Annotated in this window: 24 protein-coding genes; 12 read left to right on the forward strand and 12 right to left on the reverse strand. The window is 71.1% G+C overall.

The features are described from left to right. Nucleotides 1-11: 11 nt before the first annotated feature. The 6 genes from ABZY45_RS05455 (at nucleotide 12) to ABZY45_RS05480 (ending at nucleotide 7,127) form a co-directional block, all read left to right on the forward strand. Nucleotides 12-1,064 (forward strand): pectin esterase, encoded by a 1,053-nt coding sequence (locus ABZY45_RS05455; protein ID WP_356736327.1) that lies wholly within the window; start codon nucleotides 12-14, stop codon nucleotides 1,062-1,064. A gap of 44 nt (nucleotides 1,065-1,108) precedes the next feature. After that, the gene (locus ABZY45_RS05460) at nucleotides 1,109-2,443 is read left to right on the forward strand and encodes a sugar ABC transporter substrate-binding protein (protein ID WP_356736329.1); all 1,335 of its coding nucleotides are present in this window, start codon (nucleotides 1,109-1,111) and stop codon (nucleotides 2,441-2,443) included. 128 nt (nucleotides 2,444-2,571) lie between these two features. Continuing rightward, nucleotides 2,572-3,396, forward strand: coding sequence for a rhamnogalacturonan acetylesterase (locus tag ABZY45_RS05465; RefSeq protein WP_356736331.1), 825 nt, complete (start codon nucleotides 2,572-2,574; stop codon nucleotides 3,394-3,396). Nucleotides 3,397-3,463: 67 nt separating this feature from the next. After that, nucleotides 3,464-4,789, forward strand: a complete 1,326-nt coding sequence (locus tag ABZY45_RS05470; protein ID WP_356736333.1) for a polysaccharide lyase family 1 protein — start codon at nucleotides 3,464-3,466, stop codon at nucleotides 4,787-4,789. Between the two features lie 95 nt (nucleotides 4,790-4,884). Further along, nucleotides 4,885-5,988 (forward strand): pectinesterase family protein, encoded by a 1,104-nt coding sequence (locus ABZY45_RS05475; protein ID WP_356736335.1) that lies wholly within the window; start codon nucleotides 4,885-4,887, stop codon nucleotides 5,986-5,988. Beyond that, complete coding sequence (locus tag ABZY45_RS05480; protein WP_356736337.1) at nucleotides 5,985-7,127, forward strand: dienelactone hydrolase family protein; 1,143 nt, start codon at nucleotides 5,985-5,987, stop codon at nucleotides 7,125-7,127. Before ABZY45_RS05475 ends, ABZY45_RS05480 begins: the two co-directional genes overlap by 4 nt. On the opposite strand, the gene ABZY45_RS05485 is transcribed toward ABZY45_RS05480, so the two are convergent. The 5 genes from ABZY45_RS05485 to ABZY45_RS05505 all read right to left on the reverse strand — a co-directional run bounded on the left by ABZY45_RS05485 (nucleotide 7,114) and on the right by ABZY45_RS05505 (nucleotide 11,926). After that, nucleotides 7,114-7,947 carry a pectate lyase gene (locus ABZY45_RS05485; RefSeq protein ID WP_356736339.1) on the reverse strand — a complete coding sequence of 278 codons (834 nt, stop codon included), beginning with the start codon at nucleotides 7,945-7,947 and terminating at the stop codon, nucleotides 7,114-7,116. The genes ABZY45_RS05480 and ABZY45_RS05485 overlap by 14 nt on opposite strands. 116 nt (nucleotides 7,948-8,063) lie before the next feature. After that, nucleotides 8,064-8,774, reverse strand: coding sequence for a hypothetical protein (locus ABZY45_RS05490; RefSeq protein ID WP_356736341.1), 711 nt, complete (start codon nucleotides 8,772-8,774; stop codon nucleotides 8,064-8,066). After that, nucleotides 8,774-9,346 (reverse strand): SigE family RNA polymerase sigma factor, encoded by a 573-nt coding sequence (locus ABZY45_RS05495; protein WP_356736343.1) that lies wholly within the window; start codon nucleotides 9,344-9,346, stop codon nucleotides 8,774-8,776. The genes ABZY45_RS05490 and ABZY45_RS05495 overlap by 1 nt, the downstream gene beginning before the upstream one ends. A gap of 254 nt (nucleotides 9,347-9,600) precedes the next feature. Beyond that, nucleotides 9,601-11,052 carry a penicillin-binding transpeptidase domain-containing protein gene (locus ABZY45_RS05500; protein WP_356736345.1) on the reverse strand — a complete coding sequence of 484 codons (1,452 nt, stop codon included), beginning with the start codon at nucleotides 11,050-11,052 and terminating at the stop codon, nucleotides 9,601-9,603. A 103-nt stretch (nucleotides 11,053-11,155) separates the two neighbouring features. Continuing rightward, on the reverse strand, nucleotides 11,156-11,926 hold the full coding sequence (locus tag ABZY45_RS05505; RefSeq protein WP_037691667.1) for an IclR family transcriptional regulator: 771 nt from the start codon (nucleotides 11,924-11,926) through the stop codon (nucleotides 11,156-11,158). A gap of 153 nt (nucleotides 11,927-12,079) precedes the next feature. On the opposite strand from ABZY45_RS05505, the gene ABZY45_RS05510 reads away from it, so the two are divergent. Together ABZY45_RS05510 and ABZY45_RS05515 are read left to right on the forward strand one after the other, a co-directional pair. Next, complete coding sequence (locus tag ABZY45_RS05510; protein WP_356736347.1) at nucleotides 12,080-13,600, forward strand: aldehyde dehydrogenase (NADP(+)); 1,521 nt, start codon at nucleotides 12,080-12,082, stop codon at nucleotides 13,598-13,600. Between the two features lie 5 nt (nucleotides 13,601-13,605). After that, nucleotides 13,606-14,211, forward strand: a complete 606-nt coding sequence (locus ABZY45_RS05515) for a DUF1349 domain-containing protein (RefSeq protein WP_356736610.1) — start codon at nucleotides 13,606-13,608, stop codon at nucleotides 14,209-14,211. A 215-nt stretch (nucleotides 14,212-14,426) separates the two neighbouring features. On the opposite strand, the gene ABZY45_RS05520 is transcribed toward ABZY45_RS05515, so the two are convergent. Together ABZY45_RS05520 and ABZY45_RS05525 are read right to left on the reverse strand one after the other, a co-directional pair. Next, nucleotides 14,427-14,999: a dihydrofolate reductase family protein gene (locus tag ABZY45_RS05520; RefSeq protein WP_356736349.1), complete on the reverse strand. Its 573-nt coding sequence runs from the start codon at nucleotides 14,997-14,999 to the stop codon at nucleotides 14,427-14,429. A 197-nt stretch (nucleotides 15,000-15,196) separates the two neighbouring features. Further along, nucleotides 15,197-15,688 carry a DUF664 domain-containing protein gene (locus ABZY45_RS05525; protein ID WP_356736351.1) on the reverse strand — a complete coding sequence of 164 codons (492 nt, stop codon included), beginning with the start codon at nucleotides 15,686-15,688 and terminating at the stop codon, nucleotides 15,197-15,199. Between the two features lie 182 nt (nucleotides 15,689-15,870). On the opposite strand from ABZY45_RS05525, the gene ABZY45_RS05530 reads away from it, so the two are divergent. Then, on the forward strand, nucleotides 15,871-16,608 hold the full coding sequence (locus ABZY45_RS05530) for a DsbA family oxidoreductase (RefSeq protein ID WP_356736353.1): 738 nt from the start codon (nucleotides 15,871-15,873) through the stop codon (nucleotides 16,606-16,608). A gap of 70 nt (nucleotides 16,609-16,678) precedes the next feature. Continuing rightward, nucleotides 16,679-17,740, forward strand: coding sequence for an aminotransferase class V-fold PLP-dependent enzyme (locus ABZY45_RS05535; RefSeq protein ID WP_356736355.1), 1,062 nt, complete (start codon nucleotides 16,679-16,681; stop codon nucleotides 17,738-17,740). Nucleotides 17,741-17,773: 33 nt separating this feature from the next. Here the strand turns inward: ABZY45_RS05535 and ABZY45_RS05540 are convergent, their stop codons facing one another. Further along, on the reverse strand, nucleotides 17,774-18,277 hold the full coding sequence (locus tag ABZY45_RS05540; RefSeq protein WP_356736357.1) for a MarR family winged helix-turn-helix transcriptional regulator: 504 nt from the start codon (nucleotides 18,275-18,277) through the stop codon (nucleotides 17,774-17,776). Nucleotides 18,278-18,423: 146 nt separating this feature from the next. On the opposite strand from ABZY45_RS05540, the gene ABZY45_RS05545 reads away from it, so the two are divergent. Beyond that, entirely contained in the window at nucleotides 18,424-19,491 is a 1,068-nt protein-coding gene (locus ABZY45_RS05545) for an alkene reductase (RefSeq protein ID WP_356736359.1), read from the forward strand. Nucleotides 19,492-19,523: 32 nt separating this feature from the next. Here the strand turns inward: ABZY45_RS05545 and ABZY45_RS05550 are convergent, their stop codons facing one another. Genes ABZY45_RS05550 through ABZY45_RS05565 form a run of 4 tightly spaced genes read right to left on the reverse strand, consistent with a single transcriptional unit; the run spans nucleotide 19,524 to nucleotide 23,694 of the window. Then, a complete protein-coding gene (locus ABZY45_RS05550; protein WP_356736361.1) occupies nucleotides 19,524-20,558 on the reverse strand; it encodes a LacI family DNA-binding transcriptional regulator in 1,035 nt (344 codons plus the stop codon). 42 nt (nucleotides 20,559-20,600) lie between these two features. After that, nucleotides 20,601-21,461, reverse strand: a complete 861-nt coding sequence (locus ABZY45_RS05555; protein WP_356736363.1) for a carbohydrate ABC transporter permease — start codon at nucleotides 21,459-21,461, stop codon at nucleotides 20,601-20,603. Further along, nucleotides 21,458-22,384 carry a sugar ABC transporter permease gene (locus ABZY45_RS05560; protein WP_356736365.1) on the reverse strand — a complete coding sequence of 309 codons (927 nt, stop codon included), beginning with the start codon at nucleotides 22,382-22,384 and terminating at the stop codon, nucleotides 21,458-21,460. Before ABZY45_RS05560 ends, ABZY45_RS05555 begins: the two co-directional genes overlap by 4 nt. Continuing rightward, nucleotides 22,381-23,694 carry an extracellular solute-binding protein gene (locus ABZY45_RS05565; protein ID WP_356736367.1) on the reverse strand — a complete coding sequence of 438 codons (1,314 nt, stop codon included), beginning with the start codon at nucleotides 23,692-23,694 and terminating at the stop codon, nucleotides 22,381-22,383. Before ABZY45_RS05565 ends, ABZY45_RS05560 begins: the two co-directional genes overlap by 4 nt. Nucleotides 23,695-23,882: 188 nt before the next feature. Between ABZY45_RS05565 and ABZY45_RS05570 the strand changes: the two genes are divergently transcribed. Then, nucleotides 23,883-25,928 carry a beta-galactosidase gene (locus ABZY45_RS05570; protein WP_356736369.1) on the forward strand — a complete coding sequence of 682 codons (2,046 nt, stop codon included), beginning with the start codon at nucleotides 23,883-23,885 and terminating at the stop codon, nucleotides 25,926-25,928. Nucleotides 25,929-25,960: the final 32 nt, after the last annotated feature.

Here is a 25,960-nt window from a genome sequence, read left to right on the forward strand (position 1 = left end):
TGGGAGCCGCAATGACGCACCTCCGTACCGAGCGCACCAGAACGAGGACGCTGTTCACAGCGTTCGCCCTCGCCGCCGCCTTCCTCCTGCCCACCGTCCCGGGCGAGGCGACAGCCGTCCAGCCGGGCGCCGGCCGGCCGTCGGTCCCGCACGGATTCGCCTCGCTGGCCGGGGGCACCACCGGGGGCCTGGGCGGCAGGGTGGTGACCGTCACCGACCAGGCGGGCCTGGAGAGGTACGCCGGTGCCGAGGAGCCCTACGTCATCAGGGTGGCGGGATCCATCGCGGTGGAACCGTTCGGCGCGGACATCGACGTCGCGTCGCACAAGACCATCGTCGGAGCGGGAGACACCGGCGAGATCGTCCACGGCGAGCTGCACCTCGGCCCGGGCACCAGCAACGTCATCATCCGTAACCTCACCATCCGCGACTCCTACGTCGAGGGCGACTGGGACGGGAAGACCACCGACTTCGACGCGATCCAGATGGACTCGGCCGACCACGTCTGGATCGACCACAACCGGCTGACGCACATGGGCGACGGGCTGCTCGACATCCGCAAGGACAGCGAGTACATCACCGTGTCGTACAACCACTTCGACAACCACAACAAGGCGCTCGGCATCGGCTGGACCGAGAACGTCCGGACGCAGATCACGATCGACCACAACTGGTTCAGCGGCACCAAGCAGCGCAACCCGTCCGCCGACAACTGCGCCTACGCCCACCTCTACAACAACTACCTCTCCGCGCAGGTCGCGGACGGGGACCCCACGTGGACGTACGGCAACTGGGCGCGCGGCGCGACCAGGATGGTCATCGAGAACAGCTACTACGAGGACGTCCAGCACCCCTACCAGGCCGACGCCACGGCCGAGCTCGTCCAGCGCGGATCGATCCTGAAGAACACCACCGGGCGCACCGACGCCTGGGGCGCGGCGTTCGAGCCGCGCGACTTCTACCCGTACAGCCTGGACCGCGCCGCCGACGTGCCGAAGCTCGTGACCAGGAACGCGGGCCCGCAGAGGCACCTCGGCAACGTGCCGCACGGCACACACCACTGATTTCCCCCCACGTACGCGTACAGACCCGAGAGAGAAGAGCCGACATGAACATCTCGAAGACGCTCCGGGGGCGTGCCGCGACCGCGGTGTCCCTCACGGCGGTCCTGGCCCTCGCGGCCACCGGCTGCGGTGACGACGGCAGCAGCTCCGGCACGGAAGGCAGCGGCAAGGGCGAGATCACCTTCTGGGACAACAACGGTGGTCCGCGCACCGCGATCTGGACCGAGATCATCAAGGATTTCGAGAAGGCCAACCCGGACATCAAGGTCAAGTACGTCCCGATCCCGATCGCCGACGTCCAGTCCAAGTACGACACGGCCATCGCGGGCGGCGGTCTGCCCGACGTCGGCGGTGTCGGCACGGCCTACCTGGCCAACATCGTGTCCCAGGAAGCCCTGGAGCCCGTCAACGACCGGCTGGAGAAGTCCTCCCTCAAGGGCAAGCTCGTCGAGGGCATGGTCGAGAGCGTCAGGGACGCCGGCGGCCGGGGCGACGACATGTACTCCGTGCCGACCTCCGCGAACAACGGCGCGCTCTGGTACCGCACCGACCTCTTCGAGCAGGCCGGCCTGGAGGCCCCCACCACCTGGGACGCGTTCTACGAGGCGGCCGAGAAGCTCACCGACGCGAAGAAGAACAAGTTCGGCTACACCATCCGCGGCGGCGCCGGCTCCATCGCGCAGGCCCTGGACGCGATCTACGGCCAGACCGGCATCACGGAATTCTGGGACGGCGAGAAGACCACCCTCAACGACCCGAAGAACGTCGCGGCGCTGGAGAAGTACGCCGCCCTCTACAAGAAGACGACGCCCGCCGCCGACGTCAACAACGACTTCACCAAGATGGTCGCGCAGTGGGACACCGGCACCATCGGGATGCTCAGCCACAACCTCGGTTCCTACCAGGACCACCTGAAGGCCCTGGGCGAGGACAAGTTCGCCGGCATACCCGCGCCCACCGGTGACACCGGCAAGCGCGTCCAGGTCTCCAACCCGGTCGACGGCCTCGGCCTCTTCCGTTCGAGCAAGAACAAGAACGCGGCCTGGAAGTTCATCGAGTTCGCGGCCTCGCACGAGTCCAACAGCAAGTGGAACAAGTCCGCCGGCGCCATCCCGGCGAACACCGAGGCCGCCGGGGACCCGTGGATCAACGAGACGGAGCCGACCGCGCTCGCCGCCAAGGCGCTCACCGACGGCTCCACGACCATCGTCAACCTGCCGTACTACCTGCCCGACTGGAACAACATCAGCAAGGCCGACAACGAGCCTGAGTTCCAGAAGCTGCTCCTCGGCAAGACCACGGCCAAGGCCTTCCTGGACAAGATGGCCGAAGAGCTGAACGCCGCCCAGAAGGAGTGGAAGGAACTGGGCAACGGCTGAGCTGCCGCCCCGCCACACCTCGGCACCCCGGTGACCGGGGGACCGGCGGCGGTCCGGGTCGCGTCCCGCCGCCGGTCCCCCCTCCACGCACCACCTCACGTTTGTCATCCGAGAGAGGCAGTCATCCTGTGTCACTCACCCGCAGACGGACGGCCGCCGCGCTCCTCGCGCTGCCCCTCGCCCTCGGCGCCACCCCCGCACTCGCGGCTGCCGGCCGAGGGGGGCCCCGACGCCGGACGCTGCACATCGCGGGCGACTCCACGGCGGCCCGGAAGTACGCCGACGCCGCGCCGGAGACCGGATGGGGCATGGCCCTCCCCTTCTTCCTCGGCCGCCACCTCACCGTCGCCAACCACGCGATGAACGGCCGGAGTTCCAAGAGCTTCATCGACGAGGGCCGGCTCGCCGCCCTCCTGGAGGGCGTCCGCCCGGGCGATCTCGTCCTCGTCCAGTTCGGTCACAACGACGAGAAGACCGAGGACCCCACCCGGGGCACCGACCCTTACACCACGTACCAGGACTGTCTGCGCAGGTACGTCGACGGCGCCCGCGCGCGTCGCGCGACACCCGTGCTGCTCACGCCCGTCGAGCGCCGCCGGTTCGCCGAGGACGGCACCGCCAAGGCCACCCACGGCGAGTACCCCGCCGCGATGCGCGCCCTGGCGGCGGAGGAGAAAGTGGCCCTCCTCGACACACAGGCGCTCTCCCTGGCCCGCTGGCAGGAACTCGGCCCGGACGGGACCCTGGCGTACTTCAACTGGCTCGAGCCCGGCGAGTCGCCCAACTACCCGGACGGCAGGCAGGACAACACCCACTTCGCGCCGAAGGGCGCAGTCGAGGTGGCCCGCATCACCGCCCGCGCGCTGCGGGACGGGCGCGTGCTCGCCCCGCGCGATCTGCGCCGCCTGGAGGAGCCGGTCCCCGAGACGTGGATCACCTGGCCGCAGGCCTGATTCCCGCTCCCTCCCGGCTCCTCCCGCACACCTCTCCTTTCCCGCGTACGACAGTTAAGGATTCGCCATGCCCGCACGCATGAGACATGTCCGCGCCATTGCCGTGGTGATGGGCTGTGCCTCGCTGGCCCTCGCCGTGAGCGTCCCCGCCCAGGCGGCCTCCCACGGCAAGGGGATCGAACGCGCCGTCCTTCCCTCGGGCGACGGCTGGGCCTCCGCCGAAGGCTCCACCACCGGCGGTGCGCAGGCCACCCCGGAGCACGTCTACACCGTCTCGAACCGGGCGGAGCTCATCGCCGCCTTCGAGGAGGCCGGGGACGCGCCGAAGATCGTCAGGATCGCCGGCACCGTGCACGGCAATTCCGATGCCGACGGCACCCCCATCGGCTGCGAGGCCTACCAGCGGGACGGCTACACCCTGGAGAAGTACCTGGCGGCCTACGACCCCGCCGTCTGGGGCAGCGACACGGTCCCCTCCGGCCCGCTGGAGGACGCCCGCGCGGCGTCCGCCAAGCTGCAGGCCGCCGCCGTCAACGTGAACGTCCCGTCCAACACCACGCTCGTCGGTGTCGGCAAGGACGCCACGATCATCGGCGCCAGCCTCCAGGTCAAGAACGTCTCCAACGTGATCGTCCGCAACATCTCGTTCGAGGACACCTACGACTGCTTCCCCCAGTGGGACCCGACCGACGGTGACCAGGGCGCCTGGAACTCCGAGTACGACAACCTGGTCGTCTACGGCTCCCGCCACGTCTGGGTCGACCACAACACCTTCAGCGACGGTGACCGCCCCGACGCCGACCAGCCCCACTACTTCGGGCAGGTCTACCAGCAGCACGACGGTCTCTTCGACATCGTGCGCGGGGCCGACCTCGTGACCGTGTCGTGGAACGTCCTCAAGGACCACGACAAGACCATGCTCATCGGCAACAGCGACGGCGCCGGCGCGAGCGACCGGGGCAAGCTCCGCGTGACCCTGCACCACAACCTCTTCAAGGACGTGAAGGAGCGCGCGCCCCGCGTCCGCTTCGGCCAGGTCGACTCGTACAACAACCACTTCGTGGCCACCGCCGGCAGCGCCTACGGCTACACGTACGGCATCGGCGCCGAGTCCAAGCTCGTCGCCGAGCACAACGCGTTCACCGTCCCCAAGGGCTTCGACAAGGCGACCATCCTCAAGAAGTGGTCCGAGTCCTCGCTCACCGCGGAGAACAACTACGTCAACGGGCGCAAGACCGATCTGGTCGCCGTGCACAACGCGGGCGTTCCCACCGAGCAGCTCACCGAGGGCGCCGGCTGGACCCCGACGCTGCGCACGAAGGTCAGCCACCCGCTGCTCGTCCCCGTGCTGGTGGGCCTCAAGGCGGGAGCCGGCAAGGTCTCCGGCCGCTGATCCCCCTCCCCATGAACCGGCCGGAGCGGCACCGCACCCTTCCACCACCCCGGAAGGCGCCGCTCCGGCCTGCCACCTGCGCAAGGAGTTCCGCAATGCCCAGCAGACGCAGTGCCCTGTCCCTGCTCGCCGGCGCGGGGGCGGCCCTCGCCGTCGGCGCCCCCGCCGCCCATGCCCGGCCCGCACCGCACGGCCCCTTCGGACGCTACGGCTCACCCGCCCGGCGCCTCGACGCCCTGACCCTGTACGTCGACCCGCACGGCAGGGGCGACCACACCGACGTGCAGTCCGCCGTCGACGCCGCCACCGGCACCGGTCACACCCTGGTACTGGCTCCCGGCACCTACCGTGGCAGGGTCACCGTCGGCGCCGCCCGGACCGGACTCACCCTCATCGGCGCGAGCGGCGACCCGCGCGACACCGTCGTCGTCCACGACACCGCAGCGGGCACCCCCAAGCCCGACGGCTCCGGCACCTACGGCACCAGCGGATCCGCCAGCGTCACCGTCCAGGCCGCCGGCTTCACCGCCCGCGACGTGACCTTCGCCAACGACTGGCTGCGCTCCGACAACCCGGAGTACACCGGCACCCAGGCCGTCGCGATCAAGGTCCAGGGCGACCGCTCGGCGTTCTACCGCTGCCGCTTCCTCGGCCACCAGGACACCCTGTACGCCGACTCCCTCGCCCTGACCGCCTTCGCCCGGCAGTACTACCGCGACTGCTACATGGAGGGCGACGTCGACTTCGTCTTCGGCCGCGCCACAGCCGCCTACGACCGCTGCCACTTCCGCACCCTGACGCGCACCGACCTCACCTCGGCCCCGTACGGCTTCGTGTTCGCGCCCAGCACCGCCGGAGCCAACCCGCGCGGATACCTCGTCCTGCGCTCGCGGATCACCAGCACCGCGCCCGACGCGTACTACAAGCTGGCCCGCCCCTGGGTGCCCTCGTCCGACCTCACCGCGCACCCGATGCTGACCGTCCGCGACAGCCACCTAGGCGCGGGCATCGACGCCGTCGCGCCGTACGGCACCATGTCCGCCGGCTTCCCCTGGCAGGAACAGCGCTTCGCCGAGTTCCGCAACACCGGCCCCGGCGCGCGCGTCACCGTCCCGGACAACCGCCCGCAGCTGACCGCCTCCGAGGCCCGGGCGCACACCCTGGCCGCACACCTCGGCGACTGGCGCCCCTACGCGTGAGCCTGGGCCTCACCCAGGGGGTGCTCCCCGCCTTCCACGAGCGGCTCAGGGACGAACTCACCTTCCCGCTCTCCTGGGAGAGGGCCACGGCCCGTGACTTCCCGGCCTGGCGCGCACGGGCCCGCGCCGTGGCCGGGGAGTCGCTGCTGCAGCCGGCCGGCCCGGGCCCCGAGCCCTTCGACCCGGTGACGGTCGAGGAGCACCGCTCGCGGGCGTACACCGGGCGCACCGTCGAGTTCGCCCTCAGCCGCTACGGACGCGCGCGCGGCTCCCTGCTGGTGCCGCACGGCGCGGGGCCCTTCCCGGCCGTGCTGCTCCTGCACGACCACGGCGCCGAGTTCACGATCGGCCGCGAGAAGCTGGTGCGGCCCCGGTCGGACCCCGCCCGGCTCGCCCTGGCCACGCAATGGGCGGACCGGCATTACGACGGACGGTTCATCGGCGACGACCTGGCCGCCCGGGGCTACGTCGTGCTCGCCGTGGACACCCTCGGCTGGGGCGACAGAGGTCCGCTCGCCTACGAGGACCAGCAGGCCCTCGCCGCGAACCTCATGCAGCTGGGCACCTCCGCGGCCGGTCTCGCCGCGCACGAGGACATCCGCGCGGCGGCCTTCCTCGGCTCACTCCCGGAGGTCGACGGACGCCGGGTCGGGGCGCTGGGCTTCTCCATGGGCGCCTTCCGTGCCTGGCAGCTGTCCGCCCTGACCGACGGCGTCCGTGCCGCGGCGGCCGTCTGCTGGATGACGGGGCTCAAGGAGCTGATGCTTCCGGGCGGCAACGCCCTGCGGGGCCAGTCCGCGTACTTCATGCTCCACCCCGGCCTGCACCGCCATCTCGACCTCCCGGACGTGGCGTCCCTCGCCGCCCCCAAGCCCGCGCTGTTCCTCTCCGGTGCCCGCGACCACCTCTTCACGCCGGCCGGGGTGCGGACGGCGTACGCGAAGCTGCGCGCGGTCTGGGAGGCGGCGGGAGCGGGCGACCGGCTCACCACGACGGTGTGGCCGGGGGTGGGTCACGCCTTCACGGCGGCCATGCAGGACGAGGTCCACGCCTGGCTGGACACCTGGCTCGGCGCCCCCGCCGGATCCGGACCCGGACCCGGCGGGGGCACCCCACTGCCGCCTCCTAGTCGTAGCTGAGGTCCGACGCGGTGTAGCGGCAGTACGTGCCGTCCGGGCCGCTGCCCGTCTCCTTCGGCTCGGCACCGGTGTTGTTGCCGGTGTAGCGGACGCACGGCTTGATCTTCTTGCTGCTGTCGCCGTGGATCCGCACCGAACGCAGTGCGGCGGTGTCCCCGTAGTTGGTGTTGATACCGACCAGGGACGTGCCCGGCGCCGTTATGTCGACGTCGTTCACGATGATGGAACGCTGGTACTGCGTGGAGCAGTTGCCGCAGGAACGGACGAGCTTGCCGAAGTCCGCGACCTGGAACTTCGTGATGACCAGCTTGCCCGCGCCGTTGAACTGGAAGACCTTGTCGGAGGCCTTCCTGGCGCCGCCGCCGTACACCGTGTAGACGGAGCCGGTGGACTTGCCCTTGAAGGACGCGGCGTCCTCGCCGACGTCCTCCCACCAGACGTTCTGGATCGTGCAGCTGCCGGAGCAGTGGACGCCGTCCGCGGCGGGGGAGCCCAGGATGACGTTCTTGAGCGTCGCCCCGTCGGCCAGCTTGAAGATCGGGTCCTGGCCCTCGTCCTGACCGCCGTCGCCGAGGTCGCCGCTCCCGTAGAAGCGCTTCAGCGACCCGTCGTACGTCCCGGAGACCTCGATCGTCTTCGTGACGGCCTGGCTGCCGGTGGCGCTGGGCCAGGCGGGCACGGCGGCGGTGGCCGCGCCTGCGGGCTGGAGCATCACGTTGGTGGCCAGCGCGGCGCCGGTGAGAGCCAGGGCCGCGGTCAGCGCGGCGGCCATGCGGCGCCTGCCGGGACGGCGGCGGTGGGTGTGCGCTCGTTCGCTCATGTCGGTCGGTCCGTTCCTCGGGGGTGGGGGTGTGTGCAGCGCTGATGGGTCGCCACCGCCCGCGAAAGGGTTGCCGTGTCATGGACGCGTATTCTCCGCACGGAGACGGCGCGCCCTCAGCGGGTGTCGCCGAAGTCCCCGCCCACCGAGGCCGGACCACCCGTCGTGTGTGCCCGCGCCGTGTAGTCGTCCCGCCCTGTGTCGCGCGTGCCCTCGTCGTGGTTGTACTGCCCCGCGAAGGTGTGCGTACCCACCGGCACGCTCCGGCCCGGCTTCAGCGCCCAGCGGTAGACGAGGTACCCCTCCTCCTCGCGCACCGAGACCTCGAAGTCCCCTTCCGGCAGGGAACGCCAGGAACCGGTGGTGTTCACACCGCCGTTCAGCGCGATCCGGAGCTCGACGGTCAGCCCGGACAGCTTCTCCGTCGTCTTGACGACCACCTCGCTCTGCGCCCAGTAGCTGTTGCTGTTGGGGTCCAGCGACCCGTCCGACCACAACGGTCCCTGGCCGGCCGGCAGCGCGGCGCCCCGGGGGGCGGACGGCGACGAGGGCGCCGGCGGGACGGGTTCGGCTGCGACCCGCTGCCCGCCCGTGGGCCCTTCCCGGCCCGCAGAGGTGACCGCGAGCGCCCCGGCCGTCAGCACGCCGCACACCGCCACCGTCGCGCCCGCGACACGCAGCCACGGCATGGGTGTGCGGGGGGCGCGGGCGGGGCGGGCCGGCGGCTCCTCGGCCATCCCGCGCTCGATCCGGGCCAGCATCCGGGCCCGGTCGGGCCGGTGCGAAGCGGCGGCCGTGCGCAGCCGCTCCCGCAGCTCCTCGTCCATCAGTGCCTTCCTCCGGCGCGCTGACCCGCAGCCGCCACCTGTACCTGTGCCGCCGGGGTCTCGGATCCGAGCAGCCGCTGGAGTTCCGCCACACCACGCGAGGTCTGGCTCTTCACCGTACCGACCGAGACCCCGAGGACGAGAGCGGTGTCGCGTTCGGACAGGTCGAAGGCGTGCCGCAGCACCACGCACGCGCGCTTGCGGAACGGCAGCCGCCGCAGTGCCTCCTGGACGTCCACCACCGCCGACACGTCGGGCCCGTCGGCCGTGTAGGCGTCCCCGGCCCCGCGTGGCATCCAGAACAGGGCGATCCTCCGGCGCTCGCGCACCGCGCTGCGGATGCGCGTACGGGCCAGGTTGGCGACCACCCCCCGCGCGTACGCCCCCGGATGATCGGCGTCCCTGACCCGGTCCCAGCGGTGCCAGAGGGCCAGCAGTGCTTCGGCTGCCAGGTCGTCCGCCGCATCGGCCTCGCCCGTCAGCAGATGGGCGAGCCGGGCGAGTTCGGTGTAGTGCGCCTCGAAGAACGCATGGAACTCGGCGGCGGCGGCATCATCGACGACCGTGCCCACGGATTACCTCTTCTCTGCACCGGGTGCCTGCGCGCTCGGACCAACTGTGTACGTTCCCAACTCCGTTCGCGGGGCGAGAGCGTACCAACGCGCACCCCGGAAGCGCTTCGACGCGGGTGCGCCTCCCAGTAAGGCGTAACACGGCGAAAACCTGAACCCCCCTGCGGCAGGTGAACGATCCGGTTACGCCGGACCGGGCCCCGCACCGAGGCTGCGGCGGGCCGAAGCGGTCCGTGTGTGTGCCGGCCCGGGGGTCAGTCCTTCAGGGCCGCCTTCATCATCTTCTGCGCGATCGGAGCCGCCAGGCCGTTCCCGCTGACCTCCGAGCGGGCCGCCCCCGAGTCCTCGACGACCACCGCGACGGCGACCTGCTTGCCGGACGAGTCGTCCTTCGCGTACGAGGTGAACCAGGCGTACGGGGTGTTGCTGTTGTCCACTCCGTTCTGCGCGGTTCCCGTCTTGCCGCCCACCTCGGCGCCGTCGATCCTCGCGTTGCCGCCTGTCCCCTCCTCCACGACGGTGACCATGGCGCTGCGCAGCTGCTCCGCCGTCGACTCCTTCACGACCCGCTCACGGTCCCCGTCCGCGTATTCCTGGAGCGTGGAGCCGTCGGAGTCCGTCACCTTGGAGACCATGTGCGGCGAAGCCAGCTCGCCACCGTCGGCGAGCGCCGCGGAGACCATCGCCATCTGGAGCGGGGTCGCGGTCACCTCGAACTGGCCGATGCCGGTCAGCGCGGTCTGGGCATCGTCCATACCGCTCGGGTACACGCTCTCGGCCGCCCGCACCGGCACGTCGAGCATCGAAGTGTCGAAGCCGAAGGCGTCCGCCATCGCCTTCAGCTCGTCCTGGCCGAGGTCGGCCGCCGCCTTCGCGAAGACGTTGTTGCAGGAGTACTGGAGCGCGGTGCGCAGCGTGGCGTTCTCGCAGGGGGCCGTGGCGTTCTCGTTCTTCAGGACCGTGGACGTTCCGGGCAGGGTGTAGGGGCTGGGGCTGTCCGTCGGTTCGTCCACCGAGCCGTAGAGGCCGTTCTCCAGCGCCGCCGAGGCCACCACGAGCTTGAACGTCGATCCGGGCGGAAGCGGCTGCCGCAGGGCCCGGTTGACCAGCGGCTTGCCCGGGTCGTCGAGCAGCTTCTGCCAGGCCGCTCCGTCCGACGTGCCGCTGATGTCCGAGGGGTCGTACGAGGGCGAGGAGACCATGCCGAGGATCCGCCCGGTCTCCGGGTCGATCGCGACGGCCGCGCCCCGGTCGTCCCCGAGCGCTTCGAAGGCCGCCTTCTGGACGCCGGGGTCGATGGTCGTCACCACGTCGCCGGGTGACGCCCGCTCGCCGGTCAGCAGATCGGCGGGACTCTTCAGCCGGTCGTCGGTGCCGTCGAGCACATCGCTGTAGATGCCTTCGAGCTGGGTGGCGCCGTAGGCCTGCGAGCTGTAGCCGGTGACCGCCGCGTACAGCTCCCCCTGGGTGTAGCCGCGTTCGTAGCGGAGGTCGCCGTCCTGGGTCTCCTTCGAGCCGGTGACCGGGGAGCCGGCCACGATGATGTCGCCGAGCGGCTGCGCGTACTGCGCGATCACGTTCCGCCGGTTGTGTTCGTCGTCTGCGAGCGCCTCGGCCTCGTACGCCTGCACCCAGGTCGCCCGCACCAACAGGGCGAGAACCATCAGCAGACAGAAGACCGAAGCGCGCCTGATCATCTTGTTCATCCCGCTGGAGGGACGAACGGGGGCGCGGGGGGCGTTCCCGTTCGTGTTCCTTCTCACCGGTTTCTCAGGCGCACCGCCCCGGGCGCGGCGGTGCGCCCGGTGCTCAGAGCCTCCGGGTCGCGAGGGTCAGCCGGTCGCGGGCGTCGAAGAGGGCGTCCTTCACCATCTGCTCGTGCGCGGGCGTGAGGCGGGCGACCGGCACCGAGCAGCTGATCGCGTCGCGCGCCGGGGTGCGGTAGGGGATGGCCACGCCGAAGCAGCGCAGCCCCAGCGTGTTCTCCTCGCGGTCCACCGCGTATCCCTGCTCGCGGATCAGGTGCAGTTCCTCGATCAGCTTCTCGCGGTCGGTGAGGGTGTGCTCCGTCAGTGCCGGCAGCGTCTCGGGCAGCATCTTGCGGACCTGCTCGTCGCTGTGGGTGGCCAGCAGGGCCTTGCCGAGCGAGGTGGAGTGCGCGGGCAGGCGGCGGCCGACGCGCGTGAAGGGGCGCAGGTAGTGCTGGGACTGACGGGTGGCGAGGTAGACCACGTTGGTCCCGTCGAGCCGGGCCAGGTGGATGGTCTCCGTGGTGTCGTCGGAGAGCCGGTCGAGGGTGGGGCGGGCCGCCGCGACGACCTCGTCGCCGTCGATGTACGAGGTGCCGACGAGCAGGGCGCGCACGCCGATGCCGTACCGCGTGCCGGTGGCGTCCGTCTCCACCCAGCCGAGCTCGACCAGCGTGCGCAGCAGCATGTAGAGGCTGGACTTGGGGTAGCCCACGGCCTCCTGCACCGCGGCCAGCGAGTGCATACCGGGGCGTCCCGCGAAGTATTCGAGGAGTTCTACCGTCCGTACAGCGGACTTGACCTGCGCCCCACCAGACTCGGCTACCGACATGCTTTGTGCCCCTTCCAGCCTTCTTGTACGACCCTGCTACTTCTTGCAACCGCGAGCGCCCGGAAATAGAGTTCCCATGTATTCACGTTCAGGAACGCTGTTCAGAATACCGAACAACTTCTCCTGTGTGGCAGTGGACCGGAAGGAAATACGGTGGCAGCAGCACCAGTCTGGAGCGTCGACCCCCGGACGGGGAACCCGCGCGAGCAGGTTGCGGTGGAGGCTACAGCGGAGGAGGTCGACCGCGCGGTCCGGGCGGCGCACGCCGTGCGCGGCACGCTGGCCGACCGCACCGTACGCGCGGCGTTCCTGCGAACGGCGGCCGATCTGCTCACCGAGGCCCAGGAACAGATCGTCGAGACCGCCGACGCGGAGACCGCGCTCGGCCCCGTCCGGCTGACCGGCGAACTCGCCCGCACGGCCGCGCAGTTGCGGGCCTTCGCGGAGGTCGTGGACGAGGGTGCCTACCTCGACATCCACATCGACCACGAGGACGGCAGCAGGACCCCGCCCTGGCCGGACCTGCGCCGCTACAAGATCCCGCTGGGCGTCGTCGCCGTCTACGCGGCCAGCAACTTCCCGCTCGCCTTCTCCGTCCCCGGCGGCGACACCGCGAGCGCGCTCGCCGCGGGCTGCCCGGTCGTCGTCAAGGCGCACCCCGACCACCCCGCGACGTCCGAACTCTGCGCCTCGATCCTGCGTACGGCCGCGGCACGCAACGGCCTGCCCGAGGACGTCGTGAGCGTGCTGCACGGCTTCGACGCGGGTGTCGAGCTGGTCAAGCACCCACTGATCTCCGCCGCGGGCTTCACCGGATCGATCCGCGGCGGCCGTGCCCTGTTCGACGCGGCGGCGGCCCGCCCCACCCCGATCCCCTTCCACGGCGAGCTCGGCTCTCTCAACCCCGTCGTGGTCACCGAGGCGGCCGCCTCGGAGCGCGGCGACCAGATCGGTGCCGGACTCGGCGGCTCGATGACCATGGGTGCCGGACAGTTCTGCACCAAGCCCGGTTTCGTGTTCGCCCCGTCCGGTGAGGCCGGTGACCGGCTGCTGAAGTCCCTCACCGAGACGGTCGGCGGCACGGGCGCCGGCACCATGCTCGACCACCGGATGCGGGACGCCTTCGTCAAGGGCGTGGCCGAGCGGGCCGCGCTCCCGGACGTCGAGGCCCCGGTCGCCCCGGGCGCCGGGGACGACCACACGGTCTCCCCGGGCTTCTTCACCGTGCCCGCCCGGCACCTGGCCGAGGAGGGCCCCCACGACGCGCTGCTCGAGGAGTGCTTCGGCCCGGTCACCGTCGTCGCGCGCTACGACTCCGCGGACGAGATCACCGCCGTGCTCTCCCGGCTCCCCGGAAACCTCACCGCCACCCTCCAGATCGCCACCGAGGAGGCCGACGGCAGCGCCGCCGGGCTCCTCGGCGAGCTCACCCCGGTGGCAGGGCGTGTGCTGGTCAACGGCTGGCCCACCGGCGTCGCCGTCGCGCCCGCCCAGCACCACGGTGGCCCCTACCCGGCCACCACCTCCACCTCCACCTCGGTCGGTGCCACCGCGATCGAGCGCTGGCTGCGCCCCGTCAGCTACCAGTCGACGCCCGATGCGCTGCTCCCTCCGGAGCTGCGCGAGGACAACCCGCAGGGCCTGCCCCGCCGGGTCGACGGGCGCCGCGCATGACCGCGATGCAGCTCCCCGAGCTCCCCTTCCCCCTGGAACCGGCCGGGCCCGAGGGCGGATGGACGTACGAGGGCGGGGTACTGACCGGCCTGGCGGGCCCGGAGCAGGACCGTTTCGTCCCGCCGGGCGGTGACGCCCTGGAGCCCGCCACCGACGCGCCGCGGCTGCTCGGCGCGGCACCGGAGGGTGACTTCCAGCTGATAGCCCGGGTGCGGGTGGGCTTCGCCGCCGCCTTCGACGCGGGGGTCCTCTACCTCCACGTGGGGGAGCGGGAGTGGGCGAAGCTCTGCCTGGAGCTCTCCCCGGAGCGCCCGACGATCTGCACCGTGGTCACCCGCGGGCAGTCCGACGACGTCAACTCCGCCGAGGTGGAGGGCGACACCTACTGGCTGCGGCTCAGCCGCACCGGCGGCGCGTTCGCCTTCCACGCCTCCGCCGACGGCGAGCGCTGGACCTTCGTCCGGGTCTTCACCCTCGGTACGGAGCAGGAGCGCGCGGCCGCCCGCATCGGCTTCCTCGTCCAGTCGCCCACGGGCAAGGGCTGCGAGGTGTCGTTCGACCACATCGCCTTCCGGCCCGCCGCCCCCGGCGATCTGCGGGACGGCAGCTGACCCGGCGGACGCACACGGACGGAGGGCCTGGATCCGAGAGGATACAGGCCCTCCGGTCCGTCCGGGGCCCGCTCCTCGGTCCGGCCGTCGCGTCGCCTCCACGATCGCCGAGGCCGCGGACGCACACCGAGGCCGCCTGATCGCCGAGGCCCACGGAGGCCGTCCGAAGCTCGGCACCGGCCCGGGTGACCCGCGCGCCCGCGCCGGGAGACGGTTCAGCGCACGACGTCGAAGACGTTCTTCTGGAGTCCGTTGGCGTACGCCTCGTGCTCGACGAGCTTCAGCTTCTGGGTGTCCTTGTCCGTCGCGCTGAACAGACGCTTGCCCGCGCCGAGCAGGAGCGGGAAGACGAGCAGGTGGTAACGGTCGATCAGCCCCGCGTCCGAGAGTCCCTGGTTCAGGGTGGCGCTGCCGTGGACGATGATCGGCCCTCCCTCGGTCTCCTTCAGTGCGGCGACGTCGTCGAGCGAGCGCAGGATGGCGGTCTCGCCCCACCCCGGTACGAGGTCGCCCTCGGCGAGGGTCGTGGAGACGACGTACTTCGGCATCATCTTGTAGTCCGCGAAGTCCTCCATGTCCGGCCACACGGGGCTGAAGGCTTCGTAGCTGACCCGGCCCATCAGCATCGCGGAGGCCTCCTTCTGCTCCCGGCCCTTGATCTCGAAGGCCTCGGGGAGGAACTCCACCTCCTTGAAGGTCCATCCGGAGTTCCGGTAGCCGGGCTCGCCGCCCGGGGCCTCCACGACGCCGTCGAGCGAGACGAAAGCGGTGCTGATCAGAGTGCGCATCTGAAGTTCCTCGGTTCTCGTGTCAGGTCCGGAGGCTCGTCCGGTGAGCGCCGCGGCCTCGTCGTGGCCGCCGCGCGCTCCTCATGGTCTTCGACTGCGGCTCGCCGGGAAACTCATCGGTCCAGGACCCGCCGCCCGGTCACCTCAGTGCCGCCGATCACCGCCCGGTCACCTCAGTGCCCCCGCTCACCGCCCGGTCACCTCAGCGCCGTGCTGTTCGCGCCGTCGATCGCCTCCCGGACGATGTCCGCGTGCCCGGTGTGCTGGGCCGTCTCCTGGAGGAGGTGCAGCAGGATCCGCCGCACCGTCCAGTGGCGTACGACCCCGGGCTCCCACGGTGTCTCCGGAAGGCGGGCCTCCGCGTCCGGGCGCGCCGTCGCGGCGGCCTCGTCGGTGGCGCGGGCGGCCTCCTCGTACGCGGCGCGCAGGCCGGTGACGGTGGCGCCCTCGGGGCACTGGTACTGGCCCATGTCCCACATGCCGTCCGGGGTCCGGCCGGTGGTGTCGGTGAGGACGTGCGTCCAGACGCGCTCGCCCCGGGTGAGGTGGTTCAGGATGCCGCTGAGCGTCAGCTCGCTCACCGTGGACCGTTCTGCCAGCTGTGCGTCCGTCGCGTCCCGCGTGGTGATGAGGAGGAGCCGGCGCGCTTCGCGCAGGGAGGTCAGGAGTCCTTCGGTCTCAGGTGTCATGCGGACACCGTAGAAGGCGAACAGGTCAGAACCTGTCCTCATCCGGACCGGGGACCGCCCAGGGACGCCCGGAGCCGGGGCGTGTGTCCCGGCCCCGGGAATCAGCTGCCCGGTCCGCACGTTGAACCGGCGGCGGAGGCTCCCTCCGCACCCGTACGGCAGAGGTGGAGAGCAGAAGAGTCATGCGCGTCGAGATATGGAGCGACATCGCTTGCCCGTGGTGTTACGTCGGCAAGGCACGCTTCGAGAAGGGCCTGGCCGGGTTCGCCCACCGTGACGAGGTCGAGGTGGTCCACCGCTCCTTCGAGCTCGACCCGGGGCGGGCCAAGGGCGACATCGAGCAGGTCGTCGACATGCTGGCGCAGAAGTACGGGCGCACCCCCGAGCAGGCTCGCGGGATGGAGGCCAACGTCGCGGCGAACGCGCAGGCCGAAGGGCTCGGCTACCGTGTCGAGGGGCGCGACCACGGCAGCACCTTCGACATCCACCGGCTGCTGCACCTCGCCAAGGCCAGGGGGCGCCAGGACGAGCTGCTGACCCGCGTCTACCGGGCGAACTTCGCCGAGGAGCGCTCGGTCTTCGACGACGCGGTACTGGCCGACCTGGCCGTCGAGGCGGGACTCGACGGTGACGAGGCGCGTGCGGTGCTGGCCGACCCGGAGGCGTACGCCGACGACGTACGCGCCGACGAGCGCGAGGCCGCCGAGTTCGGCGCCAACGCCGTGCCGTTCTTCGTGCTCGACCGGCGGTACGGGATCTCCGGCGGCCAGCCCGCGGAGGTCTTCGCCCAGGCGCTGGAGCAGGCATGGAAGGACCGCGAGGTGCCCGGTCTCACCCAGGTCGGCGGGGACGCCGCGGCCTGCGATGCGGACGGAGCCTGCGAGGTGCCGCAGCAGAAGGCGTCTGACCAGCGCGTATAAGGCTGCCTAGGGCGTGCCGCTCATATCTGCGCGATTGACGTGAGGTTGGGCGGCCGTCAGGCTGTGGCGCATGGAGACTTCTGCGATCGACCAGGTGAGGGCCGCCGAATTCGCACCTGAGACCACCTATCTCAACACCTCCACCTGCGGGTTGCTGCCCCGCCGCACCGTCGAGGCCGTCACGGCACTGGCCGGCGAGAACGCCGCGGGCACCCGGGCCGGCGCGGGCAGCTTCGAGCGGGTGGACGCCGCCCGGGCGGGCTTCGCCCGGATCGCCGGGGTCGGCGCCGACCGGGTGGCCATCGGCGGCTCCGTCGCCGCCCATGTGGGGCTCGTGGCCGCCTCCCTCCCCGCCGGGGCCGAAGTCGTCGCTCCCGAGGGTGAGTTCAGCTCCGTCGTCAGCCCTTTCGCCGTGCGTGGCGACCTGAAGATGCGTTACGTCCCGCTGGCCGGGCTGGCGGACGCCGTGCGGCCCGGGACCTCGCTCGTCGCCTTCTCGGCCGTCCAGTCCGCCGACGGCCGGGTCGCCGACCTGGAGGCGATCCGCGCGGCCGCCGCCGAGCACGGGGCCCGCACCCTGCTCGACGCCAGCCAGTCGGCCGGCTGGCTTCCGCTGGACGCGGGGGCCTACGACTACACCGTCACCGGCGGCTTCAAGTTCCTGCTGTGCCCGCGGGGCACCTCGTTCCTCACGGTGACCGAGGAGGCGCAGGCGACCCTGCCCGTCCTGTACGCCGGCTGGGTCTCGGCGGAGGACCCCTGGAACAGTACGTACGGCCCGGTGGAGCAACTGGCCGTCACCGCCCGGCGGTTCGACGAGCCGGTCGCCTTCCTCGCCTATCACGGCGCCGAACGGTCGCTGGAGCTCCTGGCCGGGATCGGCCCCGACGCGCTGTACTCCCATGCCACCGGGCTCGCCGCCCGCCTCCGGGAAGGGCTGGCGTCGATCGGGCACGAGACGGTGCCCGGCACCTCCGCGATCGTCGCCCTGCCCGGACTCGGCGGCCTGGAGCCGGAGCTGGCGGCGGCCGGGGTGATGGTCTCGGCCCGGGCGGGGAACCTGAGGGCGGCCTTCCACCTGTACAACACCGAGGCGGACGCCGACCGTGTGCTGGACGTGCTGTCGGGCTGAGCCGGCTACCCCCGGGGCGGTCGCCCCCCCCGGCTACCGCCCGGGGCAGTCGCCGGTCTCCCGGCAGAGGTTCTCCTCCACCTTGGCGAGCAGCCTGATCAGCTCGGTGCGCTCGGCCGGTTCCAGTCCCGCGAGGGTGTGCTCCTCCAGGCTCGACCAGGCATCGCACACGTCGGTGCGCAGGGCGCAGCTCTCCACGGTCGCCTCGACCAGCACGGCCCGCCGGTCGTCAGGGTCGGGGCGGCGGCGTACGTGCCCGGTCTGTTCGAGGCGCTGGAGCATCTTGGTGACGGTGGAGGGGTCGAGATCCATGGCCTTGATCAGTTCGCCCTGGCGGACCGCTCCCGTGTCCCACAGGTGCATCAGCAGGAACTCCTGCCCGGGATAGAGGCCGAGCCCCCGGAGCAGCTTGCCCGCCGCGTTCCTGTGCAGCCTGGCGACCCGGGAGACGGCATGGCTGGCCGGGCCGCCCATGGCCGCGCTCGGCAGTCCGGCGGCACACGCGGGATCGGCGGAAGTGGTGCTGTCGATCTGCATCGTGACTCCTCCGGGCGGTGTCTCTGCCCGGTCCGCAGCCGGGTTCATGACGTCCTCGTGAACTTTACCTTGGTCGGCCAATTAATAGGTTACAGTGACCGGCAGCTGATTACTTGGCCGACCATGTAAATTCGACGGAGGCTTTCATGACCACCGTGTTCGACCCCATCGACCTCTCCGGCACCCAGCTCGCCAACCGCATCGCCCTCGCGCCCATGACCCGCAGCAGGGCCGGCGAAGGAGGCACGGCGACCGACCTCACCGTCGAGTACTACACCCAGCGGGCCTCGGCCGGTCTGATCGTCACCGAGGGCATCCAGCCGTCCGTGGTGGGCCAGGGCTATCCCTCCACCCCCGGCCTGCACAGTGCCGAGCAGGTCGCCTCCTGGCGCGAGGTCACCGACTCCGTACACGCGGCGGGCGGCCGGATCTTCGCCCAGATCATGCACGCCGGCCGGATCGGCCACCCCGTCCTGCTGCCGGACGGGCTGACGCCGGTCGGCCCCTCCCCGGTGACGGCGCCCGGCCAGGTCTACACCCATGTGGGGCCGAAGGACTTCGTGGAGCCCCATGAGCTCACCGACGCGGAGATACGCGCGACGATCGCCGACTTCGCCGGCGCCGCGCGCAACGCGGTCGAGGCGGGCTTCGACGGAGTCGAGCTGCACGGCGCCAACGGTTATCTGATCCACCAGTTCCTGGCCCCCAACACCAACCTGCGCACGGACGGATGGGGAGGCTCCGACCAGGCGCGCATCCGCTTCGCCGTCGAGGTGACCAAGGCGGTCGTCGCCGAGATCGGCGCCGCACGCACGGGACTGCGCATCTCGCCCGGAAACCCCTACAACGGCATCGAGGAGCCCGAGCCCGACGCCGTCTACCACGCGCTCGTCGCTGAGCTCGAACCGCTCGGGCTCGCCTACCTGCACGTGCTGGAGCAGGCCGACGGCCGTGAACTGACGCTCGCGCTGCGCAAGAAGTTCACCGGAACGCTCGTCCTCAACGTGTTCTCCGACGGGCCGACCGGCCCCGAGCACCACACGGTGATCGACGACGGCATCGCCGACGTCATCTCCTACGGTGCGCTCTTCCTCGCCAACCCGGACCTGCCCGCCCGCCTGAAGGCCGGCGGGCCCTTCAACACCCCGGACCCGGCGACCTTCTTCGGTGGAGGAGCGAAGGGCTACACCGACTATCCGGCGCTGACGGACTGACGCCGGGGCCCTGGCCACCGGGCCCGCAGGGCCTACGCCGAATCCCGGCGTACCAGTTCGGTGGGGAGTATGACCGCCGCCGGGTCCTCCCCGCCGATCTGCGCCAGCAGCACCCGGACCATCTCCGCGCTGATCCGGTCCCACGGCTGACGGACCGTCGTCAGCTCCGGGCGTGCCGCGAGCGCCGCGGGGGAGTCGTCGAAACCGCCCACAGCGATGTCCTGCGGCACCCGCCGGCCCGCCCGTTCCAGGGTGCTCAGCACCCCCTGTGCCATCAGGTCGGACGCCACGAACACCGCGTCCACGTCCGGCGCCCGCTCCAGCAGCAGCGCCGCCGCGGCCTCACCGCCCGCCCTGCTGTAGTCGCCCGGCACGATCAGCGACTCGTCCGCCGGCAGCCCGCACTCGGTGAGCGTCTCGCGGTAGCCCGCCAGCCGGTCCACACCGCCCGGAGTGTCCAGCGGGCCGGTGACCGTGGCGATCCGGCGGCGCCCGGACTCGTACAGGAAGCGCACCATGTCCCGGGCGCCGTTGCGGTCGTCCGCCGCCACGTAGCTGACCCGCGACCCCTGGCCGAGCGGCTTCCCGCACGCCACGAGCGGTACGCCGGCCTCGTACAGCTGGGCCGCCACGGGATCGCCGGAGTGATTGGAGACCAGCAGCACCCCGTCCACGTGCCCGGCGATGTAGCGCATGTTGCGGCGCCGCTCCGCCTCGGTCCCCGCGATCATCAGCAGGAGCGGGATGTCGTGCGCGGCGAGCGCGGTGGTGCAGCCGCGCAGCAGCACGTTGAAGTTCGGGTCCTCGAAGAAGCGTTCCTGGGGCTCGGTCAGCAGGAACGCCACCGAGTCGGAACGCCCGGTGATCAGCGACCGGGCATGCCGGTTGACGGTGTAGCCGGTCCGCCGGATGGCGGACCGAACCGCTTCGGACGCGGCCGGGCTGACGTTGTGACCACCGTTGAGCACCCGGGAGACCGTGCCCCGGGAGACCCCGGCCTCCCGGGCGACGTCATGGATCGTCGGCGGCCTGCGGCGTCCCGCGCCGTTCTGTTCTGTGCGGCTCATGGTGCTCGATCTTTCATGAAGGGGTGCCCTGTTGAGGAGCTGTCAGGACTTTACGGCGCCGGAGAGCAGGTCGAGACTCCAGAACCGCTGGATGACCAGGAACAGGGCGATCAGCGGGATGATCGCCAGCAGCGCTCCCGTGATGACCAGTGTGTAGAGCGCCGGGGTGTTCGAACCCTGCTGGAGCAGCGTGTAGAGCCCCAGGGTGACCGGGAACTTCTCGTCGTCGCCGAGCATGATGTACGGCAGCAGGAAGTTGTTCCAGACCGCCACGAACTGGAACAGGAACACCGTCACGAGCCCCGGCAGCATCATCGGCAGCGCGATCGTCCGGAAGATCCGCCACTCGCCGCCGCCGTCCATCCGTCCGGCCTCGATCACGTCGGCCGGCACGGCCGCCGCCGCGTAGATCCGGGCGAGGTAGACGCCGTACGGCGAGAGGATCAGCGGCAGCAGCACCGAGAGGTAGGAGTCGGTCATGTCCGCCTCGGCCAGCAGCAGGTACTGCGGCACGGCCAGGATCACCGGCGGCATCAGCACCCCGGCGAGCAGGATGTTGAAGACCGTCTCCTTGCCCCGGAAGCGGTACACGGCCAGCGCGTACCCGGAGACGGCGGACACCGCGGTGGAGAGCAGGGCGCCCGCCCCCGCGTAGAAGGCCGAGTTGGCCATCCACTTCCAGTACACCCCGTCGCGGTACTCCGTGAGGTCGGCGACGTTCTGCGTGAATCCGGAGCCCGGCAGGAAGGTGAAGGTGGAGAACAGCTCGCTGCCGGACTTCGTCGAGGCGACCAGGACCCAGGCGACGGGCAGCAGGCAGTACAGCGCGCCGAGCAGCAGCGCGGCGGTCGGCACGAGCGGGAGGCGACGGCGGCCGGGGGAGGGGAGTGGCTGGGTGCTCATCGGGAGTCTCCCTGCTTCGTACGGGAGTTGGCCGCCTTGAGGAAGCCGAACGACAGGGCGAGGGTGGCCAGGGCGATGATGACCGCCTGGGCGGCGGCCGCATGGATGTCGTTGTTGACGAAGGCGTCCTGGTAGACCTTCATCAGCGGACTCCAGGTGGTGGAGAGCGAGTTGGTCAGCGGCTTCAGCGTGGTGGGTTCGCTGAAGACCTGGAGCGTCGCGATGATCGAGAAGAAGAAGGTCAGGATCAGGGACGGCGCCACCATCGGGATCTTGATGCGCAGCGCGATCTGGAGCTGCGAGCAGCCGTCGAGCCGGGCGGCCTCGAAGATCTCGGCGGGGATCGCCCGCAGCGAGGTGTAGATCACGATCATGTTGAAGCCGGTGCCGCCCCAGACCGCGATGTTCGCCAGCGAGGCGTACAGCGGACCGCCGTCCAGCAGGTCGCGCTGTGGGAGCCCCACGGCGTCGAGCACGTAAAGGAAGGGGCTGACGTCGGGCAGGTACAGGAAGCCCCACATCAGTGCGGCGATGACGCCCGGGATCGCGTACGGCAGGAAGATCGCCAGCCTGCTGAAGCCCCGCATGCGGAGTCCGTCCGTGTCCAGCAGCAGGGCGAAGAGCAGGGCGAGACCGAGCATCACCGGGACGACGATCGCGCCGTAGCCCAGGATGCGCAGTGCGCCGTGCAGCAGCTCCGAGTCGGAGAGCGCGTCCGTGTAGTTGGCGAGGCCGGCCCAGATCTCCTCCCGTGCGCCTTTGCCGAGGCCCAGTCCCTTGACCTCGGTCCTGCGGAAGCTGAGGTACACGGCGTAGCCGATGGGCAGGGCGAAGAAGAGCAGGAACAGCAGGGTCGCGGGGATCAGGAAGACGTACGGGGCGCTCCTGACCCCGTACGCCTTCCCGCGGGGTGCGCGTGTCACTCCGAGACCCCGAAGCCCTGCTTCTTCAGGTCCGCGACGGTGGCGTCCTGCATGGCGGTCAGCGCGGAGCCGAAGTCCGACTTGTTCTTCGCGGCGGCGGCGAAGTTGTCCTTGAAGGCGCTGTACGCGACGTTGACGTTCGGGCCCCACGCGGCCGGGGCGGTGCCCTGGGCGATCTCGGCGGCCTCGGTGTAGAAGGCGGGCTGGTTGGAGAAGTAGTCCGGGGCCTTCGCCAGGGCCCCGCCGGTCTGGGCGGCCGTGGCGGCGGGGTAGATGCCGCTCTCCTTCACCAGTGCGGCGAGGGCCGCCGGGTCGGTGTTCAGCCACTTCGCGAAGGTGGCGGCGGCCTTCTTGTTCCTGGAGTCGTTGGTGACGGCGGTGGAGGAACCGCCCCAGCTTCCGGTGACGTTCTCACCGGCGGTCCACTGGGGGAGCGGGGCCATGGCCCACTTGCCCTTGGTGTCGGGCGCCGCGGTGGTCAGCGTTCCCGGTGCCCAGACCGCGCTGACCCAGGCGACCTGCTTGCCGGTGTTCAGCGCCTTGTTCCAGGCGGGGGTGTACATCGGCTGGTTGTCGATGGCGCCCTCCTTCACCAGGCCGCCCCAGAAGTCGGCGACCTTCTGCGTCGCGGGGTCGTCGATCGCGACCTTCCACTTGTCGCCGCCCGTGGTCCACCACTTCGCGCCCGCCTGCTGGGCGAGACCCGCGAAGAGACCCGAGTCGTTGGAGGAGAAGGTGGTGAGGTCCTTGTCCGGCGCCTTCTTCTTCAGCGCGCGGGCGGTCTCGGCGAACTCGTCCCAGGTGGTGGGCACGGTCAGGCCGTACTGCTCGAAGAGGTCCTGGCGGTAGTAGAACATCAGCGGACCGGAGTCCTGCGGCAGTGCGTACAGGGCGTCCGAGCCGAGCGTCGCCTGCTGCCAGATCCCGTCGGCGAACTCGCCCTTCGCGTCGCCCGCCTCCTCGGATATGTCCGCGAGGACGTCGTTGGAGACCAGGGTGGGGAGCGCCTGGTACTCGGCCTGGACCAGGTCAGGGGCCTTGTGGGCCTTGGCCGCCGTGATGATCTTGGTGACCAGGTCGTCACCCGAGGCCTGCTTCTTCACCGTGACGGTGATGCCGGCCTCCTTGCCGGGGCCCTTGTTCCAGATGTCGGCGACCTTGTCCAGGCCGGGGGCCCACGCCCAGTACGTCAGCGAGGCGGGCCCGGAAGCGGCCGGCTCGTCGCCGCCGTCGTCCGAGCCGCACCCCGAGAGCAGGGCGGTGGCGGCGAGAGCGGCGGCGGTGGACACCGCGACGGTGCGGTATTTCATGGTTTCTCCCCTGACGAGACGAACAGACGCTTCGGCGGACTGGCCGGAAAGGCGCTGTGAGCGTTCACAGTAGAGAAACCAAACCGACACTTGTCAATGGTTGTTGCTGTGCGGTTATGTTGGCCCTGCGCCGCCGAGAGTGTGTGTGCACGTTCCCAGAAGTTGTCCCGAAGAGCCAGGAGCTGTCCATGCCCCACTCAGAATCCGCTCCCTACCCGGCAGGCCTGCGCAAGCTGGCCTTCGGCGGCGACTACAACCCCGAACAGTGGCCCGAAGAGGTCTGGCACGAGGACGTACGCCTGATGCGGGAAGCGGGCGTGAGCATGGTCAGCGTCGGGATCTTCTCCTGGGCACTCCTGGAACCCGAGCCGGGTGTGTACGACTTCGGATGGCTCGACCGCCTCCTGGACCTGCTGCACGTCAACGGCATCCGCGCCGACCTCGGCACCCCCACCGTCGCCCCGCCCGCCTGGTTCTACCGCGCCCACCCCGAGGCCCTGCCCGTCAGCAGGGACGGCGTCCGCTACGCCTTCGGGTCGCGCGGCGCCATCTGTCACAGCTCGGCTCCCTACCGCGCCGCCGCGGCGAACATCACCGAACAGCTCGCCCGCCGCTACGCGAAGCACCCCGCCCTCGCGCTCTGGCACGTCCACAACGAGTACGGCGTCCCGGTCAGCGCCTGCTACTGCGACAGCTGCGCCGCGCACTTCCGCCGCTGGCTCGCCGCCCGGCACGGCACGGCCGAGGCGGTCAACGAGGCCTGGGGCACCGCGTTCTGGGGCCAGCGCTACCGCAGCCTCGACGACATCGACCCGCCCCGCACCACCCCCACGGTCGGCAACCCGGCGCAGCAGCTGGACTACGCCCGCTTCGCCGACGCCACCATGCGCGAGAACTTCACCGCCGAACGCGACATCCTGCACCGGCTCGCCCCCGGCATCCCGGTCACCACCAACTTCATGACCGCCCTCAGCCAGTGCGAGTCCGTCGACTACTGGGCCTGGGGCCGTGAGGTCGACCTCGTCACCAACGACCACTACCTGATCACCGACGGGCGCCGCACCCACGTCAACCTCGCCATGGCCGCCGACCTCACCCGCTCGGTCGCGGGCGGCGCCCCCTGGCTCCTGCTGGAGCACTCCACCAGCGGCGTCAACTGGCAGCCCCGCAACCCCGCCAAGCGCCCCGGCGAGATGGCCCGCAACAGCCTCGCCCACGTCGCCCGGGGCTCCGAGGGCGCGATGTTCTTCCAGTGGCGGCAGTCCCGGCGCGGCGCCGAGAAGTTCCACTCCGCGATGGTCCCGCACGCCGGCACCGACTCACGGGTGTGGCGCGAGGTGAGCGCGCTGGGCGCGGGTCTGGGCCGGCTGGAGGGTATCCGGGGCTCCCGCACCGTCGCCGATGTGGCGATGCTCTGGGACTGGGAGTCCTGGTGGGCGCAGCGCCTGGAATGGCGCCCCAGCGAGGAGCACGACGCCCGCGAGCGCGCCGACACCTTCTACGCCTCGCTCTACGACCGCCACCTCACCGTCGACTTCGCCCACCCGGACTCCGACCTCTCCAGCTACCCCCTGGTCGTCGTCCCGGCCCTCTACCTCGCCACCGAGGAGACCGGCCGCAATCTGCGCCGGTACGTCGAGCGGGGCGGCACCCTCGTCGTGTCGTACTTCTCCGGCATCGTCGACACCGACGACGCGGTCCACCCCGGGGCCTACCCGGGCGCGCTCCGGGACGTACTCGGCCTGACGGTCGAGGAGTTCTCCCCGCTCGGGGAGGGCGGTACCGTCCGGCTGATCACGCCCGAGGGTGCTCCGGAAGGCCCCGAGCTGACCGGCGACCTCTGGTCGGACGTGGTGATCCCGCGCGGTGCCGAGACCGCCTGGTCGTACGCCGACGGCATCCCGGCAGGCCGCCCCGCCGTCACCCGCAACCGGCTCGGCGAGGGCACCGCCTGGTACATCTCCACCCGGCTCTCCGGCCCGGACCTGGACGCCGTCCTGGACCGCGCGGCCACCGACGCCGGTCTCGAACCGCGCACCGGCCTCCCGTACGACGTCGAGGTCGTGCGCCGCACCGGTGACAGCGGCACCTTCCTCTTCGCGATCAACCACACCGACGCCGACGCGGGGGTACCGCTGGACGCCCCCGGCACCGAACTCCTCACCGGTGAGCCCGCCGTGGACAAGCTCGCCGTTCCGGCGGGCTCGGTCCGCGTCGTACGGCTCGACGGCTGAGGCGCCCGCACGTTCACCCGCACAACTGTCGA

The organism is Streptomyces sp. NPDC006516 (assembly GCF_040611875.1).
In the GTDB taxonomy this organism is placed as follows: Bacteria; Actinomycetota; Actinomycetes; order Streptomycetales; family Streptomycetaceae; genus Streptomyces.